The organism is Leeuwenhoekiella palythoae, from assembly GCF_020310025.1.
Lineage (GTDB): Bacteria > Bacteroidota > Bacteroidia > Flavobacteriales > Flavobacteriaceae > Leeuwenhoekiella > Leeuwenhoekiella palythoae.
Map to the genome: position 1 here is coordinate 511,389 of NZ_CP084318.1, position 13,515 is coordinate 524,903.

Below are 13,515 nucleotides of genomic sequence, written 5' to 3' on the forward strand. Positions count from 1 at the left end.
TTTGTAATATGTTTTATAGAAGGAAAATAATCTTAGCATTAATTCAATTATTAAATGGAGAAGTCGAAAAGACTAGGCTTCAGAAGTTACTATTTCTGTACACTGTAAAAAAGCAAAACCCGGAATATGAGTTTGTCCCTTATAAATATGGTTGTTATTCTTACTCTGTAAAAGCAGATCTGGTAACGATGCTAAAAAAAGACTATTTGTCTGATACTGATAAAGGTTATAAAAAGACAGGCTCAGTAGATTACTTAAGACTTTTAAAAGAGTCGGATAAAAAGTGTTTACTCAAAACCATTGGAGATTATGGTAATATGAGTAATGAGAATCTTATTAAACATACTTACATCAACTTTCCCTATTACGCCATTAATAGTACTATAGCTGAGAAAATGCTTCCTGAAAGCTTTTATGAAAAAATTGAAAAAGCCAGACCTTCTCATAAGGAGCAAACACTTTTTACCATAGGTTATGAAGGTATTTCTTTGGAAAACTATTTGAATAAATTGGTTCAAAATAATATTAGCCTCTTGGTGGATGTACGAAAGAACCCCCTTAGTATGAAATTTGGTTTCAGTAAAACCTTATTAAAAAAATATTGTAATAGTCTCAATATTAGCTATATTCACATTCCAGAAGTTGGTATTAAATCTGAGAAAAGACAGTCTTTAGAAAATCAAGAGGATTATGACATACTTTTTGAGCATTATAAAAAAACAACTCTAAAGGAAAGTCCTGAAAGTCAGGAACAGATTTTAAACTTGCTTAATAAATACAACAGAATTGCGTTGACGTGTTTTGAGTCTAACATTTGTCAATGCCATAGATTACCATTAGCTGAATCCCTACATAAGCTTAAAGATGATTTGATTATCAAACACATTTAAGTTATGCCAAAAACTAAGGTCTTAATTACTGTTAAGACTTATCCAGCAATTTCCGGTAAATACGATGAATTAGTATGTACTGCGGGATTTACAGAAGAGGGTAAATGGATACGTATATATCCGGTACCATTTCGTAAGAAAGACTATGCTCAGCAATATAAAAAGTACGAGTGGATAGAATTAGATCTTGTCAAGAATACAAGTGATTTCAGACCAGAAAGCTTTCGCCCCTATTCTTTAGAAAGCGAAATAAAAATTTTAAATAGATTAGATACCTCTTATAATTGGCATTCAAGAAAACAAATCGTTTTACAGAACGTCTACACTGACTTATCTAAATTAATTAGTGAAGCTAAGAATAAGGAAATTTGCACTTCACTTGCTGTCTTTAAACCTACTAAGATTAAAGATTTTAAAATCACAGAAGTATCCAGAGTTTGGGACAAAAAGAAACTTGAAAAAATAAAAGCTCAAAGAGAGCAAGGAAAGCTTTTCGAGCATCCCGAAGACCCTTTTGAAGTCGTAGATAAATTACCTTATAAATTCGTCTATTCTCTAGAAGATGACCAAGGTAAGAAGAGTAACATGATGATAGAAGACTGGGAAATTGGTGCGCTCTATTGGAACTCACTTAAAAGGTATGAAGGCAACGAGGCAAAAGCTGTAGCCGATGTTAAGAAGAAATACTTTGATGATTTTGCCAAAACCAAAGACTTGTATTTATTCTTAGGCACTTCACAAGTTCATCACTATGTATCTCATAATCCATTTATGATAATTGGGACATTTCACCCGAAATTTGAATATCAAACAAGACTTTTTTAATTAAAATATATTTCAAACTATATCGAGATTAGAGCTATTTCGATTAGCTCAAAAATGAATATTTTACACCTAAACAAGTTAACCTTAATTTTCTTGATAGTAATGATTGAAGAAATTAAGAAAGCCGGTAAGCCATTTGTGTATAGATATCGCGCAGATAATGATTATACACTAGACGAAATAGAACGATCATATGTTTATTTTCAGAAGCGAGAATTATTAAATGATCCTTTTGATTCTACACCTGATTTAATTGAGCTTAAAAAAGTTAATACCAAAAAACTATTGATAGTTTTAGAAAAAATAGCAGGGCGAAAAAAAAGAAATTACATTGAAAAAATACTTAGTCCAAAGCAATTAGAAGAAACTGTAAAGGAATCAATTCCTAAATTCATCAATAAGCATGGTATAGCTTGCTTTTCAATGCTTCCAGGTATAAATATGCCAATGTTAGCAAATTATGCTAATAATCATAAAGGGCTATACTTACAATTTAACAGCCAATATGACTCAGAATTTTTCAAAGGTCTCAGACTAATGAATTATCAAAAAGAATTAAAGAAAATTCAAATTGAAGTCGCTATAAATGAAAGTGATATATCTGAAATATTCTATTTAAAGCAAGATAATTGGTCTTACGAGAAAGAATTGAGGTTGGTTAAAGATAATCATGGGGAATTCATAATAAACCGAAATGCTTTAAGAAATATTATATGTGGTTACAATTGTTCTGACGATTTTATATCCAGAGTTCTGCAAGCCAATAGACTTAATCAGCACGTTTCTGTTTGGCAAATGGAAAAACCTAGTGAGCACAATAGATTAAAATTGAATCTAATTGAATGAATTCAAAAATTTGGTTTGCCTTCCTGTTCCCTTCAGTCTGGTGACTTATTAAGCTGAGCATATTTGTAAGACAACTAAACTTTAAAAGGGAAAGCTTTTTTTGTACTTTAGAAATCTGAGATCTTAAATACCTGCTGGAAACCCGTGGTTTTGAGACTTGGGTAGGTAAGGCGAACTTAGAATTATTCAGTAGAAATTTCCTTTTCAAAAAAGGGAGTCACCTGATGGGAAAAAATATACTCTTCGATCTTTTCGGTCTCAGTTAAATCCACATATTCCACCAAATGACTTTCACTCACATGTTTCCAAGTTTGGTGATTTTTAGGATGCTCTTTTTTACTGGGTTCTTCACCAACTAGAAAGTATTTGCCTTTATTCTTTTCTTTAAAATCAACGGCTTTAGTAAAAGAAATATAACTCGTTAGATCATGTTCTAAATTATAAAGTCTTTTACTAAAATCAATGGTCTGACCAGAAACCACTACCCCATTTTTACCTAAGAAATTAACAGCTACCGGGGTAACCAATTCACTGAAGTCCTTGGATCTTACAGTCACATTAAGGTTTACATTATGCTCTATTTTAGCATAAAGTTTTGTCTTTACTTCATTTAAAATATCCTGCTCTTTGACACCTAAAATTTCTTGAGAATACTGGAAAATAAACTCTTCAAATACTAATTTAAACGTGTCATTGGTAACGTTTAAATCGATGTGCTTGGGTTCTGAGAAATAAACTAAATTATTGGAATAGCTATTTAAATACGAGAAATACGATGCATTAATCCAAGCTGTTTTATGTTCAAAGTTTAATCCCAGTTCTGATTCATTAACTTCGGGATCAATATCATTTTTCAAATGAGTTAAATAACTTTTGAGATGACCATAGCGTTGCGAAGATAAAAATCCTTTGAGCAGCTGTAGTTTCTCTTCTGAGAATTTGAAAATCTTTACCTGCTCATTGAACATAAATAACCCCACACTGATTTTTTCCTGCAAATCAGCGCTTAAGGGTAGATACAGTATGCTAAAAAAAGACTTCATGAGTGTTCTTAAATGTGCTCTTGGATTAAGGTTCTAAAATGATTTACACAAGCTGTATACCATTCCGCATTAAATAGATTATCCCGAATTAATTTTTCAAAAGTGTCCAAATCAATGTTCCACTCTTTAGGAATATCTTCAAGAAGATCAGACAATTCATCCTCACATTTTGCTATGCAAAGGTAAAATTCTGCTACAATGTTATCAACAATTTGTGACAAATTGTTAATCCTACCAAACATAATTTTATATAAATCAGAATAAATAAGAGATTCATTATAACTGATTAGATTAATTCCATACTTCAAATTATTGGTATTGAAAAGGGCTCCGTGATCAAAAACACTAAAATAAAAATGAGCATGTTCTGTCATGTCTACTAGTAAATTAGAATTACCATGATGTCTGTCGTCGTTCGCTAACCAGATATCAAATAGCGCTATTTTAAGTAAGTCTGTTTTATTTTTAATTTTTCTTCGGTAAGCGGCTTTTTTAAAGGAGGGCAGCACCGTATTATCAATTACCAAACTATCTTTTATTAAAAGCGAGCCAAAACATGGTTTCTTAAAATAAGCAGGCTGAATTAAATTTTGAGGCGAATCTGGCACATGTTCTTCAGCTACTTCAATGAAGCATATGGGTGGTGTTTTGAGCTCCCAGCAATCCGCAAACTTTGATCCAATGACCTCATTTACTAATACAGATGGGCTTAATCTACCGTGCTTACAAACCCACTTTTGAAAATCAGCACATGTAACCAGTATAGGCTTGTCCCCGCTATTATATATACGTTCTGATTGGTATAAAGTGCGATGTCTCTGTATCATTGATCAAGTTCACAGAATAAATATATGCAAAAAAATTGCTCCGGCACTTATTTACAGACCATTGCAAAGTTTTCACCTTTTCCTGATTTTTGAGTACCTCCTACTCCATTTTGTCTGTAACGGATGCCTTGGCTAATCAGTAAAATGGATAAATACTTTAAACCAGACTTCAAAGCAAAACAAAGTAGGTTAACTTGGAACACATATCCCGGTACCGTGCTCGTCTTCTCTAATTAAAAATCTTTTTTTAAGGATATTAAGGTTTACAACCTACTATTTGAGGAATTCCTTATGCTACCTGACGTTAACCAGAAAGTGGCCACTCAAAGGGTAATGAGACACCTCAAAACATTGCTTTTGCAGCTATTTCAGAGTAACGGTGCCAGCTGTTTCGGTCAAATTGTGCCAACCGTCCTCAAACTACCGGATATACTTTTTAACTGCTAGCAACCTAAGCAGCATTACTAATTATATAGAGCGCTGCGATTAAAATATAGTCCTACACTCCAATAAGATACTGTCTATCATCTAAATTTACCTAATCATCCAACTAGTTTAAATACTAGCAAATCTTCTGGTTTTGGCAAAGACGAAAGAAAATATTGAATACTATCTAGACCCAAAAAATGATAAAGACTATCTGCAGGATTTGCTGTTAAACATTAAAGAGGCTCAGGCCACTTCAAAACAATTAAATTTTAAAATCCTTGAAGCTAAAAATAAAGGCTTTGTCGTAAAGATAGGGGGGCTCTTTGCTTATGTATCCTATTATCATATGCCCTGGCGCTATAATACGGTTGACTATTGGAAAGCAATATCCGGAAGCTTAGTAAATAAAGTGTTTAAAGCCAAAGTCTATCGTTTTCAAGAAGATCCTATATCCATACGCTTAGATGCTAAATCACACACCTTTAAAAAAATACAGTTAAAAGAGCTTAATACATATCGCGGTATCATCTTAAGTAAAAAGAAATCTGGTTTTTTGGTAGATATGGGTTTCCATTTTAATTGGAAATACGGTTCATTTATGGGGCACATACACAAGGCATCCTTAGGTGAACCGGCAAAATATGAGAACGCCGTGGTGGGCAATGCGATAGAAACTACGTTTTGGGGCTATACTAAAGGAGGAAAGCTCATACTTGGCGATGACAAAGATCATACACAATGGCTCACCCCAGAACTTCAGGATATGGTTGGCACCATTCAACAGGTAAAAGTGATTAAAAGAGCCGATGCTCCGCTTACCTATTCTATTTTAAATAAGGGTCAGAACTATAAAGCCCATCTACCCATCACAAAGCTTTACTACCCCAACACCAAGACTTCAGTAAAAAAAACAGTGGAGCAATTTAAAGATGGCCAAAGCATCTCATGTCTGGTAGTGAAAATTCAAAGGAGGGCAAAAAACTATTTCGTTCTAAAATTAGTAGTTGACTAACTGTATTAAATTTCCCCGGCTTGTGCGCTACCTGTCCCAATGCATATGGGGAATTGCATCGCGTACCCTTCAACAGCTACCCGGCTAATCCAAATAAGCAAACAAATCCTCAACATCCAAGCCGCAATACGCAGCAAACTCATATACTGTTATAAACTGATGCGGTTCTTTTTTTAAAAAGACTCTGATATCTGCCAACAGTCTCCGCCCATAGCGTTCACTCTTTCCGGTGATACACTGTACATCTTTGGGAAACACACACAAGCGTCGGGTTTTCATAAGCAGTTTAAGCTGTAATCCTACCACAAACCTCCTTAGAAAAAACCAGAATCTTTCGGTATGACTTTCGTAGTACCGAAAAAATTTAACAGTATAAATGAGCATTAAAAGCAAGAAGGTCACTTCGAGTATTGGATTGAGGCCTCAGTCGAAATGTATCGAGAAGCCTCGTTAACAATAAACTCCCTAACTTCAAAGACTTCTCGATAAATCGACGGTAGGAGATTCACGAGTTCCCGTAAAATAATAACCACGCGAGCTAAATCGACGTTAGGAGATTCACGAGCTCCAAAATCAATAAGCGACAGCGAGCTACATATGAACCTCAGCTAAGACTGGTCTTCATCCACTCGAAAAGACAGGCGCAACTGCTAGCTACCCTTGAATCTTGACATCCGTTAAAAACATCCCTCCAAACCTCCCTTCTAAGGGAGGCTTCCATTTGAAAAAACAGACTCCCTTCCTTCGAAGGAAGGGCTGGGGATGGATGTCAACCCGAACGCTCAACACTGAACTCTAAAACCGACTACTGAGACTGACTACTAATTCGGTATGCATCAGAACCCCAAACAAGGAATAGTGAATAACAAATAAAAAACAGCACATAAAAAACCCTTCCTCCAGACCTAAATCTGAAAAAAGGGTTTAATACATCAAGAAATCACATAAATGCGATTACGAGTTAGGATCTCTTGGTTTGAAAAAGCGTTTGTGTAAATACTTAAAAAGAACTTTTAAAACCAAAGAAACCACAAAGCTCACACAGGCACCTACACCCGCAAGTACTACTGCTTCAAGCAGCTTGTCGCGTTGCAGGCTGGGAAGGGCTGCGGCCACCATTCCACTCAAGGTGCCCAGTTTTAAAGAGGCAGAGCTACTGTTCATCAGCTGCCATTGTCTCCGCATCCGGATCTGCGTCTGCAACCACCGCCTGACTTACTGCAGTAACCACACTTCCGGCAACCACTGCATACCCGGCAAGACTCAGCACCACAGCCGGTAAGGTCACAGGTACAGCGAGCAACGCCGCTCCCCCGCTGGCCAGGCTAACCCCCACTGCCCGCAGAATGCGGAAAAACCGCGGGGTGGGTTTTTGATAACGATCTAATAAATTCATGAGGGTTATACGTTACGGTTAAATAAATAGTCTCCTGCCGTTCCACCGCATCGCGGTGTACTACCAGTAAGCGTTCTAGAGCCCTTCGGGAATGCAAGCCCTGCCCAATGCCACTAAGCTCAGAAACCGGCGCGATACACCCCTTCAGTTCGCCCAAAGCGTAATTAGCGGGATGCAGCAAGATCATACTGCGTTGCGGCACCCCAACCAAGAGGAGGTGATTTCCAAACTTCTTAGAAATACGCGGCTGTAGTTCATACCGCCCTTCGGGAATGCAGGATACATTCCTGCGATTCTCACGCCAGGGCAGCTCGATCGTAAAGCACACAAACTTCCCGTTTACAAACAGCGCCCCGTTAGTGCCCCGGGCATAATAGCTGCGTTGTAGTACCCATTCCATCTTAAGCCGGTTGAGCTACCTGTACCACGGCCATCGCGTTATACGCTCCGTTTTGCAGGGCATACATCGTGCCGTTTACCTCTTGATAAAACTCAATACTCAGCGCCTGTACCACACTCAGCGTGCTGTCTGCTGTGATACTCACATCCAGATCGGTAGCAGCCACCTCCGTGTTAGTGTAGGGTAAAATACCGGTAGTCACGGTCTTAAAGAGCGAAGTCTGCGCCTCAAAATCGAGTTCGCTTACCCCACAGCTCAGCTTGTAATGCGTAGCCCCTGCAGGTGCCGCGATCTGCACCTGTGGATTGTAAGCTTCCAGCACCAGCCCCACCGCTCCCGTAGCCCGGTCGTAGCTCACACTAAAGGGTGCAGCAAGCGTAGTGCTTAACGGACTGTTGGCATTAAAGTCAAAGCCGTTTAGAAAAGCCAATTCGCCATCGGTCAGGTTACGTTCCCCGCGCTCCGAGGTGGTATCGGTTTTGATGATAGCCAGCAATTGGGTAGTCAATCGACTCACAACCTTAGGGTCTTTAGCCTGTTGCAACAACACCTGCATCGAGTTGCGCAGCAGTTTCCCGCCTTTCCCGGCACGTCCAAATTCCGCCCCGTTCTCCCGGGTACGTTGAAAAGCAGGGTCGGTGGCAATACGCTTGCCATCTACGCCTCCTTTAAAGCGGGCCATATGCCCGTCTGCACTTTTGTAAAAGGCAATATCTCCGATAGTGCCCTTCAACTTGATAATTCCAGCTTGTTTAGCCATAATAAAAAAGATTTAAATTAGGTCACAAAGTAAATAGGCTTATATACTGAAAACCAGGAGCATGGTACATCCGTGCCGATTCTACCGAAAAGGTCACTTTTGGCCGATTCTGCCGGTAAGAAGAGCCTTCCTAATAGCTTTCGCTAGAAAAGTATTAGTATACAATTGTAAGTAGGCTGTATGAGTTTTCAAGGCACATATAAAACAAACTATAATTGGTTAAATCAATAGTAATACCCGAAGGGTTAAACGCAATCAAACTTCACTCGGTTCAGAATAGGCGCAGGCAGCTCCGGATTAAGTTGGCAGTTGCAGTTGGCAGTAGGCAAGGTTTAGTGTTTTTATAAATTTCAGAACTAAGACTAATTATCCATACCCGAAGGGTTTCCTTTCTATTTCTTCAGTATAGCAAGAAGGCTCCGTTAAAAATTTTTGAAGCCTTGGAAGGAATTTAGGGCAACTGTTGCGGTTATCGCCCCTAAGGCGATAAATACCTATCCAAAAGGCGTCCTTTCTTTTCTGCATCCGACGACCACAGGGAGAGGAATGCACCTGTTGTGCTATGTGAAAATGTTAGTCGAATTAGTAATGGTAAAGAAAATGAACAAATATTATTTCTAGTTAAAATCACTCAAACCGAGGTACGAGGTTCACAAGCTCCCGTAAAAATAAAAATCACGCGAGTAAAGAAAATTGTCTTGTCCTGAAATAGCTATACACAATTCGAAAGTGTATGGAAAATGATAAACAAGAAGTTTATGCAGTTCGAGAGAACAAGCAAAGTCGCTATGACAAGCGTTTAATAGCCAAAGTTGTCAAAGAAGTTGAAAATGGACTGCCTCGAAAAGAAGCTAATCGTATTTACGGATTAGGTAGAGCAACTTTAGATGGTTGGATGCGCGATTTCGGCTCTTTAGAATATCAGCAAAATCTTAAGCGTAAAAGCTATACAAATCTGCAGAAGCGCACTATTGTTACTGCAATCGATCAAGGCCGTTTAACGGTCAGAGAGGCTAAGATCATGTACAATATCAAGACGGAGAAAATCATCCGGAATTGGATATTTAAACATAAATTGGAGAAAGTAGAAGTTCACAGAGAAAACATTCCTCCAATGGTCAACAAAAATGAACCACCCGAAAAAGATTTTGAAAAGGAAGACTTGCAGAAAGCTTTAAAAGAAGCTGAGCTAAAAATAACAGCATTAAACACCCTTATTGATGTAGCTGAAGAACAGCTCAAGATTGATATCCGAAAAAAGTCTGGTGCCAAACAGTTTTAAAAATGAAGCAAGACTTCCCACAATTAGGGATAGCTGTTTTATGCCGGCTGTTTGGCAAAACAAGACACGCATACTATGATTCATTATGGCGCAAGGAAGATTGCCTGGTTAAAGAAGATGTCATTCTTCAGGAAGTTGCTTCAATCAGAAAAGAACTGCCACGGCTAGGTACCCGAAAACTGCATTATATGCTTCAGAATAAACTATCCTCTCACCAAATTCAACTGGGTAGGGATTATCTGTTTGATCTATTGGCAGAGCATAAGTTGTTGGTTCGCCAACGCAAGCGAAGGATAACAACCACCGATTCTAGACATTGGATGAAGAAGTACACTAATTTAATCAAAGAGTTAGTGATAATAAGGCCTGAGCAGGTCTGGGTAAGCGATATTACTTACGTGAGACTAGTAAATCAGTGGGGATATTTAAGTTTAATAACAGATGCCTACTCCAGAAGGATAATGGGGTTTAGCTTCCGTCAGGATCTTTCTGCAGAAGGATGTTTAGATGCTTTAAAGATGGCTCTAGATAACCGATTATATGATCAACCTCTAATCCATCATTCTGACAGAGGATCTCAATATTGTTCGCATAAGTATGTTGATTTGTTGCTACAAAATAACATTGCCATTAGCATGACTGAAAATGGAGATCCTTACGAAAATGCATTGGCTGAAAGAATAAATGGTATTATCAAATCAGAGTTCAATCTATATTCAAGTGTATTAGGTTTTGAGAATACTAAAGCGCTAATAGCAAAAAGTATCAAGAATTATAATGAGTTAAGACCTCATGCGAGTTGTGATTACCTAACTCCAGAACAGGCACATCTTACATCGGGTAGCTTAAACAAAAGATGGAAAAACTATAAAAGAAATTTTAATCCTCAAGTTCTGTCTGTATAGTTTATTTAGGATTAAAAAGTAGCTTTGTATAGTTATATTAGGATTTATTAATTAATCTGTATAGCTATTTCAGGACGGGTCAAATTCAGCTCAAAAGTAGGGCATCCCCTAGGCAACAGCATAGCAAAGCCTAGGATAGTGTATGAAGAGTGTATGAAAACGACATTTGAAAAGCTTTATTTTAAGAATCTATTAACAATTATCCAGACAAAGAACTTTTCGTGTCATTTTCAGGATTCCGGATGCATAAACCCCAACTTTTCAACTGGAACCCGTATTTTCACAGCAATTGAATTGCTAATGATGTACCCTTTATTTCTGTATCCGCACTCCCGATATGATTTATAAGCCCACACAGGCTCAGGAATTTGTTGTGGTACGCAGCTATACTACTTTTGTAAACTACATTAAAAAAAAACGGGCTCCCTAAATACGTCAGCTTTGATAATGACCTCGGTCTGGATGAAAACGGTAAGCTGGCTCCAGATGGTCTGGCAGCGACTAAATGGTTGGTTTACGAGTCTCAATTAGACTTAAAAGATTTGAAATTTCATGTACATTCCGCGAATCCGGTCGCAGCAGAACAAATCAGAGGATTACTTACCAATTATATTATTTTTTTGATTAGAGAACAGCTTTAAAACACCGTATACAAAGTCGTAACGAGCCTACCTTTAACTCCCGGAGCCGGTAGGGACAATAGCTCTTTGGCCACTTTTACTTTAAAATTAAAAGGAGGTGCCTGTAGCGCTACCCCACTGTGCTTTTTAAGACGGATACCTTGTCCGCTAATGATATCGATATTTGGAGTAAACTCCTGATCGGGTAAGTGCTCGGTTAGGATCACGTAGGGATACGCGTATAGCTTGTTGACAATCGCTTGTATCTCGGCATTGGAAAGGTGTTGCAACACCTGCCGCAGCAGTGCCACCTCACCTTCAGGCAAGGGGTCTTTGGCAAGGTCTAGGGATGCAAATGTGAGCTGTTTGCTTTTAAAGGTGTTTTGGTTATGCGCGATCAACTCCGGTACGATATCTACAGCTGTATAGGCTTGGGTGTAGGGCACCAATTGATTACCCACATTAAAATCACCACAGCCCAGATCACACACCACCGGTGGGGTTTCTAAGCTTTTAAAAAAGCCAATAACCGCTTTTAGGTAAGCCTGTACCGTCTCTGCATCGTGCGAACCCACTCCGGAATAAAATGATATATCACTCCCACCCCACAGGTTGTGTTCATATACCTGCTGCATGGCATCTTTGGTAGGCCAAGGGGTTTTGGAGGGCTTGCTTTTGTGAGTCATTGAGGTAATTAAAGTATGCTATTTTTAAGTTGCTATAAAACTTCATTAAATTAAAAAGTCACCCGGAGCTTGTCGAAGGAGCAGTCAAGAAATCACAGTGCAATCTTTTAAAAATGTTCTTTTCTTTAACCACATCCTAAGAACTTTATTGAATACGCGCTGGGTCAATAGCAACGAGTCCAACAAAGAGGTGATTGTCGTTTTTCTTAATTTTAGTTACCTTTAAAGTTCATTAATTTAATAGATCATGGGAAAATTTGAAGTTTATCAAGATACTAAAAATGAATATCGATTTCGTTTAAAGGCAAATAACGGACAAAAAATATTGGCCAGTGAAGGATATGCTTCCAAAGCGGGATGTATGAATGGCATTGAATCGGTAAGAGAAAATTCACAACACGATCAGCGGTTCGAACGCTTACAAGCAGCCAATGGCAAACACTATTTTAATTTAAAGGCAACCAATGGTCAAATCATCGGTACAAGTGAACTGTATGAGGCTACCTCAGGCATGGAAAATGGGATTGCTTCCGTAAAGACAAATGCGCCTAAAGCTCCGGTAGAAGAAATCTAAACCCTTACTTGAGTCTGGTTAGGTTGTGCGACAATCATACCAAAATCTAATTCCCAGATCAGTTTATTCACCACTGCCGATATGGTGCAGTTATTTCAAGTCACGCCCTCGTGCCTTTACCGCTGGCGGCGTAAGAAGGTCTTGCCCTTTTTTAAGGTAAGCTACACGGTGTATTACATCAAAGATGAGATCGATGCTTTTGTACGGCATAGAAGCCGGATGAACCGACTCCAACAGGAGGATTGGGATGCTGACCCGGACACCAAAAAGTAAGGTTTTAAGCCCCTTTTCTGCATGTTGTGGGGAGGGGGTTTTAATTATTTAATCTTTCACAAGAAATACAATCTTCCAATACTATAGATTAAAGAAGCGTTTAATAAATAAAGATGTTTTAATGGTGAATTTTACTTTTTAAGAGTACTTCCCTCATAGCCTATTTGCCAAAAATACATATCAACCAGTTTCATTAACGGGTAACCCTGTAGCTTTTTCTCCTGTTTGATAGTTTGTAATTCTTGCTTATGCTGCTCTACATATCCTAAAAGTTTAGTCAGTGAGGTTTTACTAAGCGTAGTAAAAGGTTCTTTACATTGTTTAATACCTGCAATGAAAAAACGATCATAAGCAGGCAAACATCCTAATGTCCCTAGGATTATTTTGGTGACTAGAGTATTTGTTGGAGACACGTTGAAACTCTTATAAACCACTTTTGTAGCTTGAATGAGCGCTATGATCCTGTCAAGATCTTTTACTGAAGCCTCATACTCCATAATACATCTTAAGTCTTGAAATAACCGAATCACCTCAACCATTTTTAAATGTACTGTATAATCCTTTTGCAATAATTGGGATGAGCCTCTATACATCCCCCAACTGGCAAGATAGAAGCCTAGATGTAAAGCCAATTCTTCATCGCTTTTCGATAAATCATTAAAAGCTTTATAACAATGATTCCAAGAGTTATAGCGTTGTGTGGGTTTATTATTTTCTTTTATATATGCCTCAATTATTTCTTCCAAA

At 38.1% G+C, this 13,515-nt stretch carries 17 protein-coding genes; 9 read left to right on the plus strand and 8 right to left on the minus strand.

What is annotated here, in order from left to right; translation table 11 throughout:
- Positions 1–8: 8 nt before the first annotated feature.
- The 3 genes from LDL79_RS02125 (at position 9) to LDL79_RS02135 (ending at position 2,561) form a co-directional block, all read left to right on the plus strand.
- Positions 9–890, plus strand: coding sequence for a DUF488 domain-containing protein (locus LDL79_RS02125; protein WP_225598978.1), 882 nt, complete (start codon positions 9–11; stop codon positions 888–890).
- Between the two features lie 3 nt (positions 891–893).
- Positions 894–1,715: a hypothetical protein gene (locus tag LDL79_RS02130; protein ID WP_225598979.1), complete on the plus strand. Its 822-nt coding sequence runs from the start codon at positions 894–896 to the stop codon at positions 1,713–1,715.
- A 102-nt stretch (positions 1,716–1,817) separates the two neighbouring features.
- The gene (locus LDL79_RS02135) at positions 1,818–2,561 is read left to right on the plus strand and encodes a DUF2971 domain-containing protein (protein WP_225598980.1); all 744 of its coding nucleotides are present in this window, start codon (positions 1,818–1,820) and stop codon (positions 2,559–2,561) included.
- Between the two features lie 182 nt (positions 2,562–2,743).
- On the opposite strand, the gene LDL79_RS02140 is transcribed toward LDL79_RS02135, so the two are convergent.
- Both LDL79_RS02140 and LDL79_RS02145 read right to left on the minus strand, forming a co-directional pair.
- Positions 2,744–3,604 (minus strand): hypothetical protein, encoded by an 861-nt coding sequence (locus LDL79_RS02140; protein WP_225598981.1) that lies wholly within the window; start codon positions 3,602–3,604, stop codon positions 2,744–2,746.
- A gap of 8 nt (positions 3,605–3,612) precedes the next feature.
- A complete protein-coding gene (locus tag LDL79_RS02145) occupies positions 3,613–4,431 on the minus strand; it encodes a HipA family kinase (protein WP_225598982.1) in 819 nt (272 codons plus the stop codon).
- 580 nt (positions 4,432–5,011) lie between these two features.
- On the opposite strand from LDL79_RS02145, the gene LDL79_RS02150 reads away from it, so the two are divergent.
- Complete coding sequence (locus LDL79_RS02150) at positions 5,012–5,872, plus strand: hypothetical protein (RefSeq protein ID WP_225598983.1); 861 nt, start codon at positions 5,012–5,014, stop codon at positions 5,870–5,872.
- Between the two features lie 954 nt (positions 5,873–6,826).
- Here LDL79_RS02150 and LDL79_RS02160 read toward each other — a convergent pair.
- From LDL79_RS02160 to LDL79_RS02175, 4 genes are read right to left on the minus strand one after another with little or no spacing between them, the layout of a single operon-like run.
- Entirely contained in the window at positions 6,827–7,036 is a 210-nt protein-coding gene (locus LDL79_RS02160) for a hypothetical protein (RefSeq protein WP_225598985.1), read from the minus strand.
- The gene (locus LDL79_RS02165) at positions 7,026–7,208 is read right to left on the minus strand and encodes a hypothetical protein (RefSeq protein WP_225598986.1); all 183 of its coding nucleotides are present in this window, start codon (positions 7,206–7,208) and stop codon (positions 7,026–7,028) included. The genes LDL79_RS02160 and LDL79_RS02165 overlap by 11 nt, the downstream gene beginning before the upstream one ends.
- Entirely contained in the window at positions 7,198–7,668 is a 471-nt protein-coding gene (locus LDL79_RS02170; protein WP_225598987.1) for a DUF5675 family protein, read from the minus strand. The genes LDL79_RS02165 and LDL79_RS02170 overlap by 11 nt, the downstream gene beginning before the upstream one ends.
- A gap of 1 nt (position 7,669) precedes the next feature.
- Positions 7,670–8,428 (minus strand): hypothetical protein, encoded by a 759-nt coding sequence (locus LDL79_RS02175; RefSeq protein WP_225598988.1) that lies wholly within the window; start codon positions 8,426–8,428, stop codon positions 7,670–7,672.
- Between the two features lie 733 nt (positions 8,429–9,161).
- Here LDL79_RS02175 and LDL79_RS02180 point away from each other — a divergent pair.
- The 3 genes from LDL79_RS02180 to LDL79_RS17235 all read left to right on the plus strand — a co-directional run bounded on the left by LDL79_RS02180 (position 9,162) and on the right by LDL79_RS17235 (position 11,256).
- Positions 9,162–9,710 (plus strand): hypothetical protein, encoded by a 549-nt coding sequence (locus LDL79_RS02180; RefSeq protein ID WP_225597961.1) that lies wholly within the window; start codon positions 9,162–9,164, stop codon positions 9,708–9,710.
- Between the two features lie 2 nt (positions 9,711–9,712).
- Positions 9,713–10,615 (plus strand): IS3 family transposase, encoded by a 903-nt coding sequence (locus tag LDL79_RS02185; RefSeq protein WP_225597962.1) that lies wholly within the window; start codon positions 9,713–9,715, stop codon positions 10,613–10,615.
- A gap of 458 nt (positions 10,616–11,073) precedes the next feature.
- Positions 11,074–11,256, plus strand: coding sequence for a cyclic-phosphate processing receiver domain-containing protein (locus tag LDL79_RS17235; protein WP_317197767.1), 183 nt, complete (start codon positions 11,074–11,076; stop codon positions 11,254–11,256).
- On the opposite strand, the gene LDL79_RS02190 is transcribed toward LDL79_RS17235, so the two are convergent.
- Entirely contained in the window at positions 11,253–11,921 is a 669-nt protein-coding gene (locus tag LDL79_RS02190; protein ID WP_225598989.1) for a class I SAM-dependent methyltransferase, read from the minus strand. The two genes, LDL79_RS17235 and LDL79_RS02190, sit on opposite strands and share 4 nt — an antisense overlap.
- Positions 11,922–12,168: 247 nt before the next feature.
- Here LDL79_RS02190 and LDL79_RS02195 point away from each other — a divergent pair, with 247 nt between their 5' ends.
- Positions 12,169–12,495, plus strand: coding sequence for a YegP family protein (locus LDL79_RS02195; RefSeq protein WP_225598990.1), 327 nt, complete (start codon positions 12,169–12,171; stop codon positions 12,493–12,495).
- A 57-nt stretch (positions 12,496–12,552) separates the two neighbouring features.
- Complete coding sequence (locus tag LDL79_RS02200) at positions 12,553–12,768, plus strand: helix-turn-helix domain-containing protein (protein WP_225599921.1); 216 nt, start codon at positions 12,553–12,555, stop codon at positions 12,766–12,768.
- A gap of 131 nt (positions 12,769–12,899) precedes the next feature.
- On the opposite strand, the gene LDL79_RS02205 is transcribed toward LDL79_RS02200, so the two are convergent.
- Positions 12,900–13,514: a hypothetical protein gene (locus tag LDL79_RS02205; RefSeq protein ID WP_225598991.1), complete on the minus strand. Its 615-nt coding sequence runs from the start codon at positions 13,512–13,514 to the stop codon at positions 12,900–12,902.
- Between the last annotated feature and the right edge of the window lies 1 nt (position 13,515).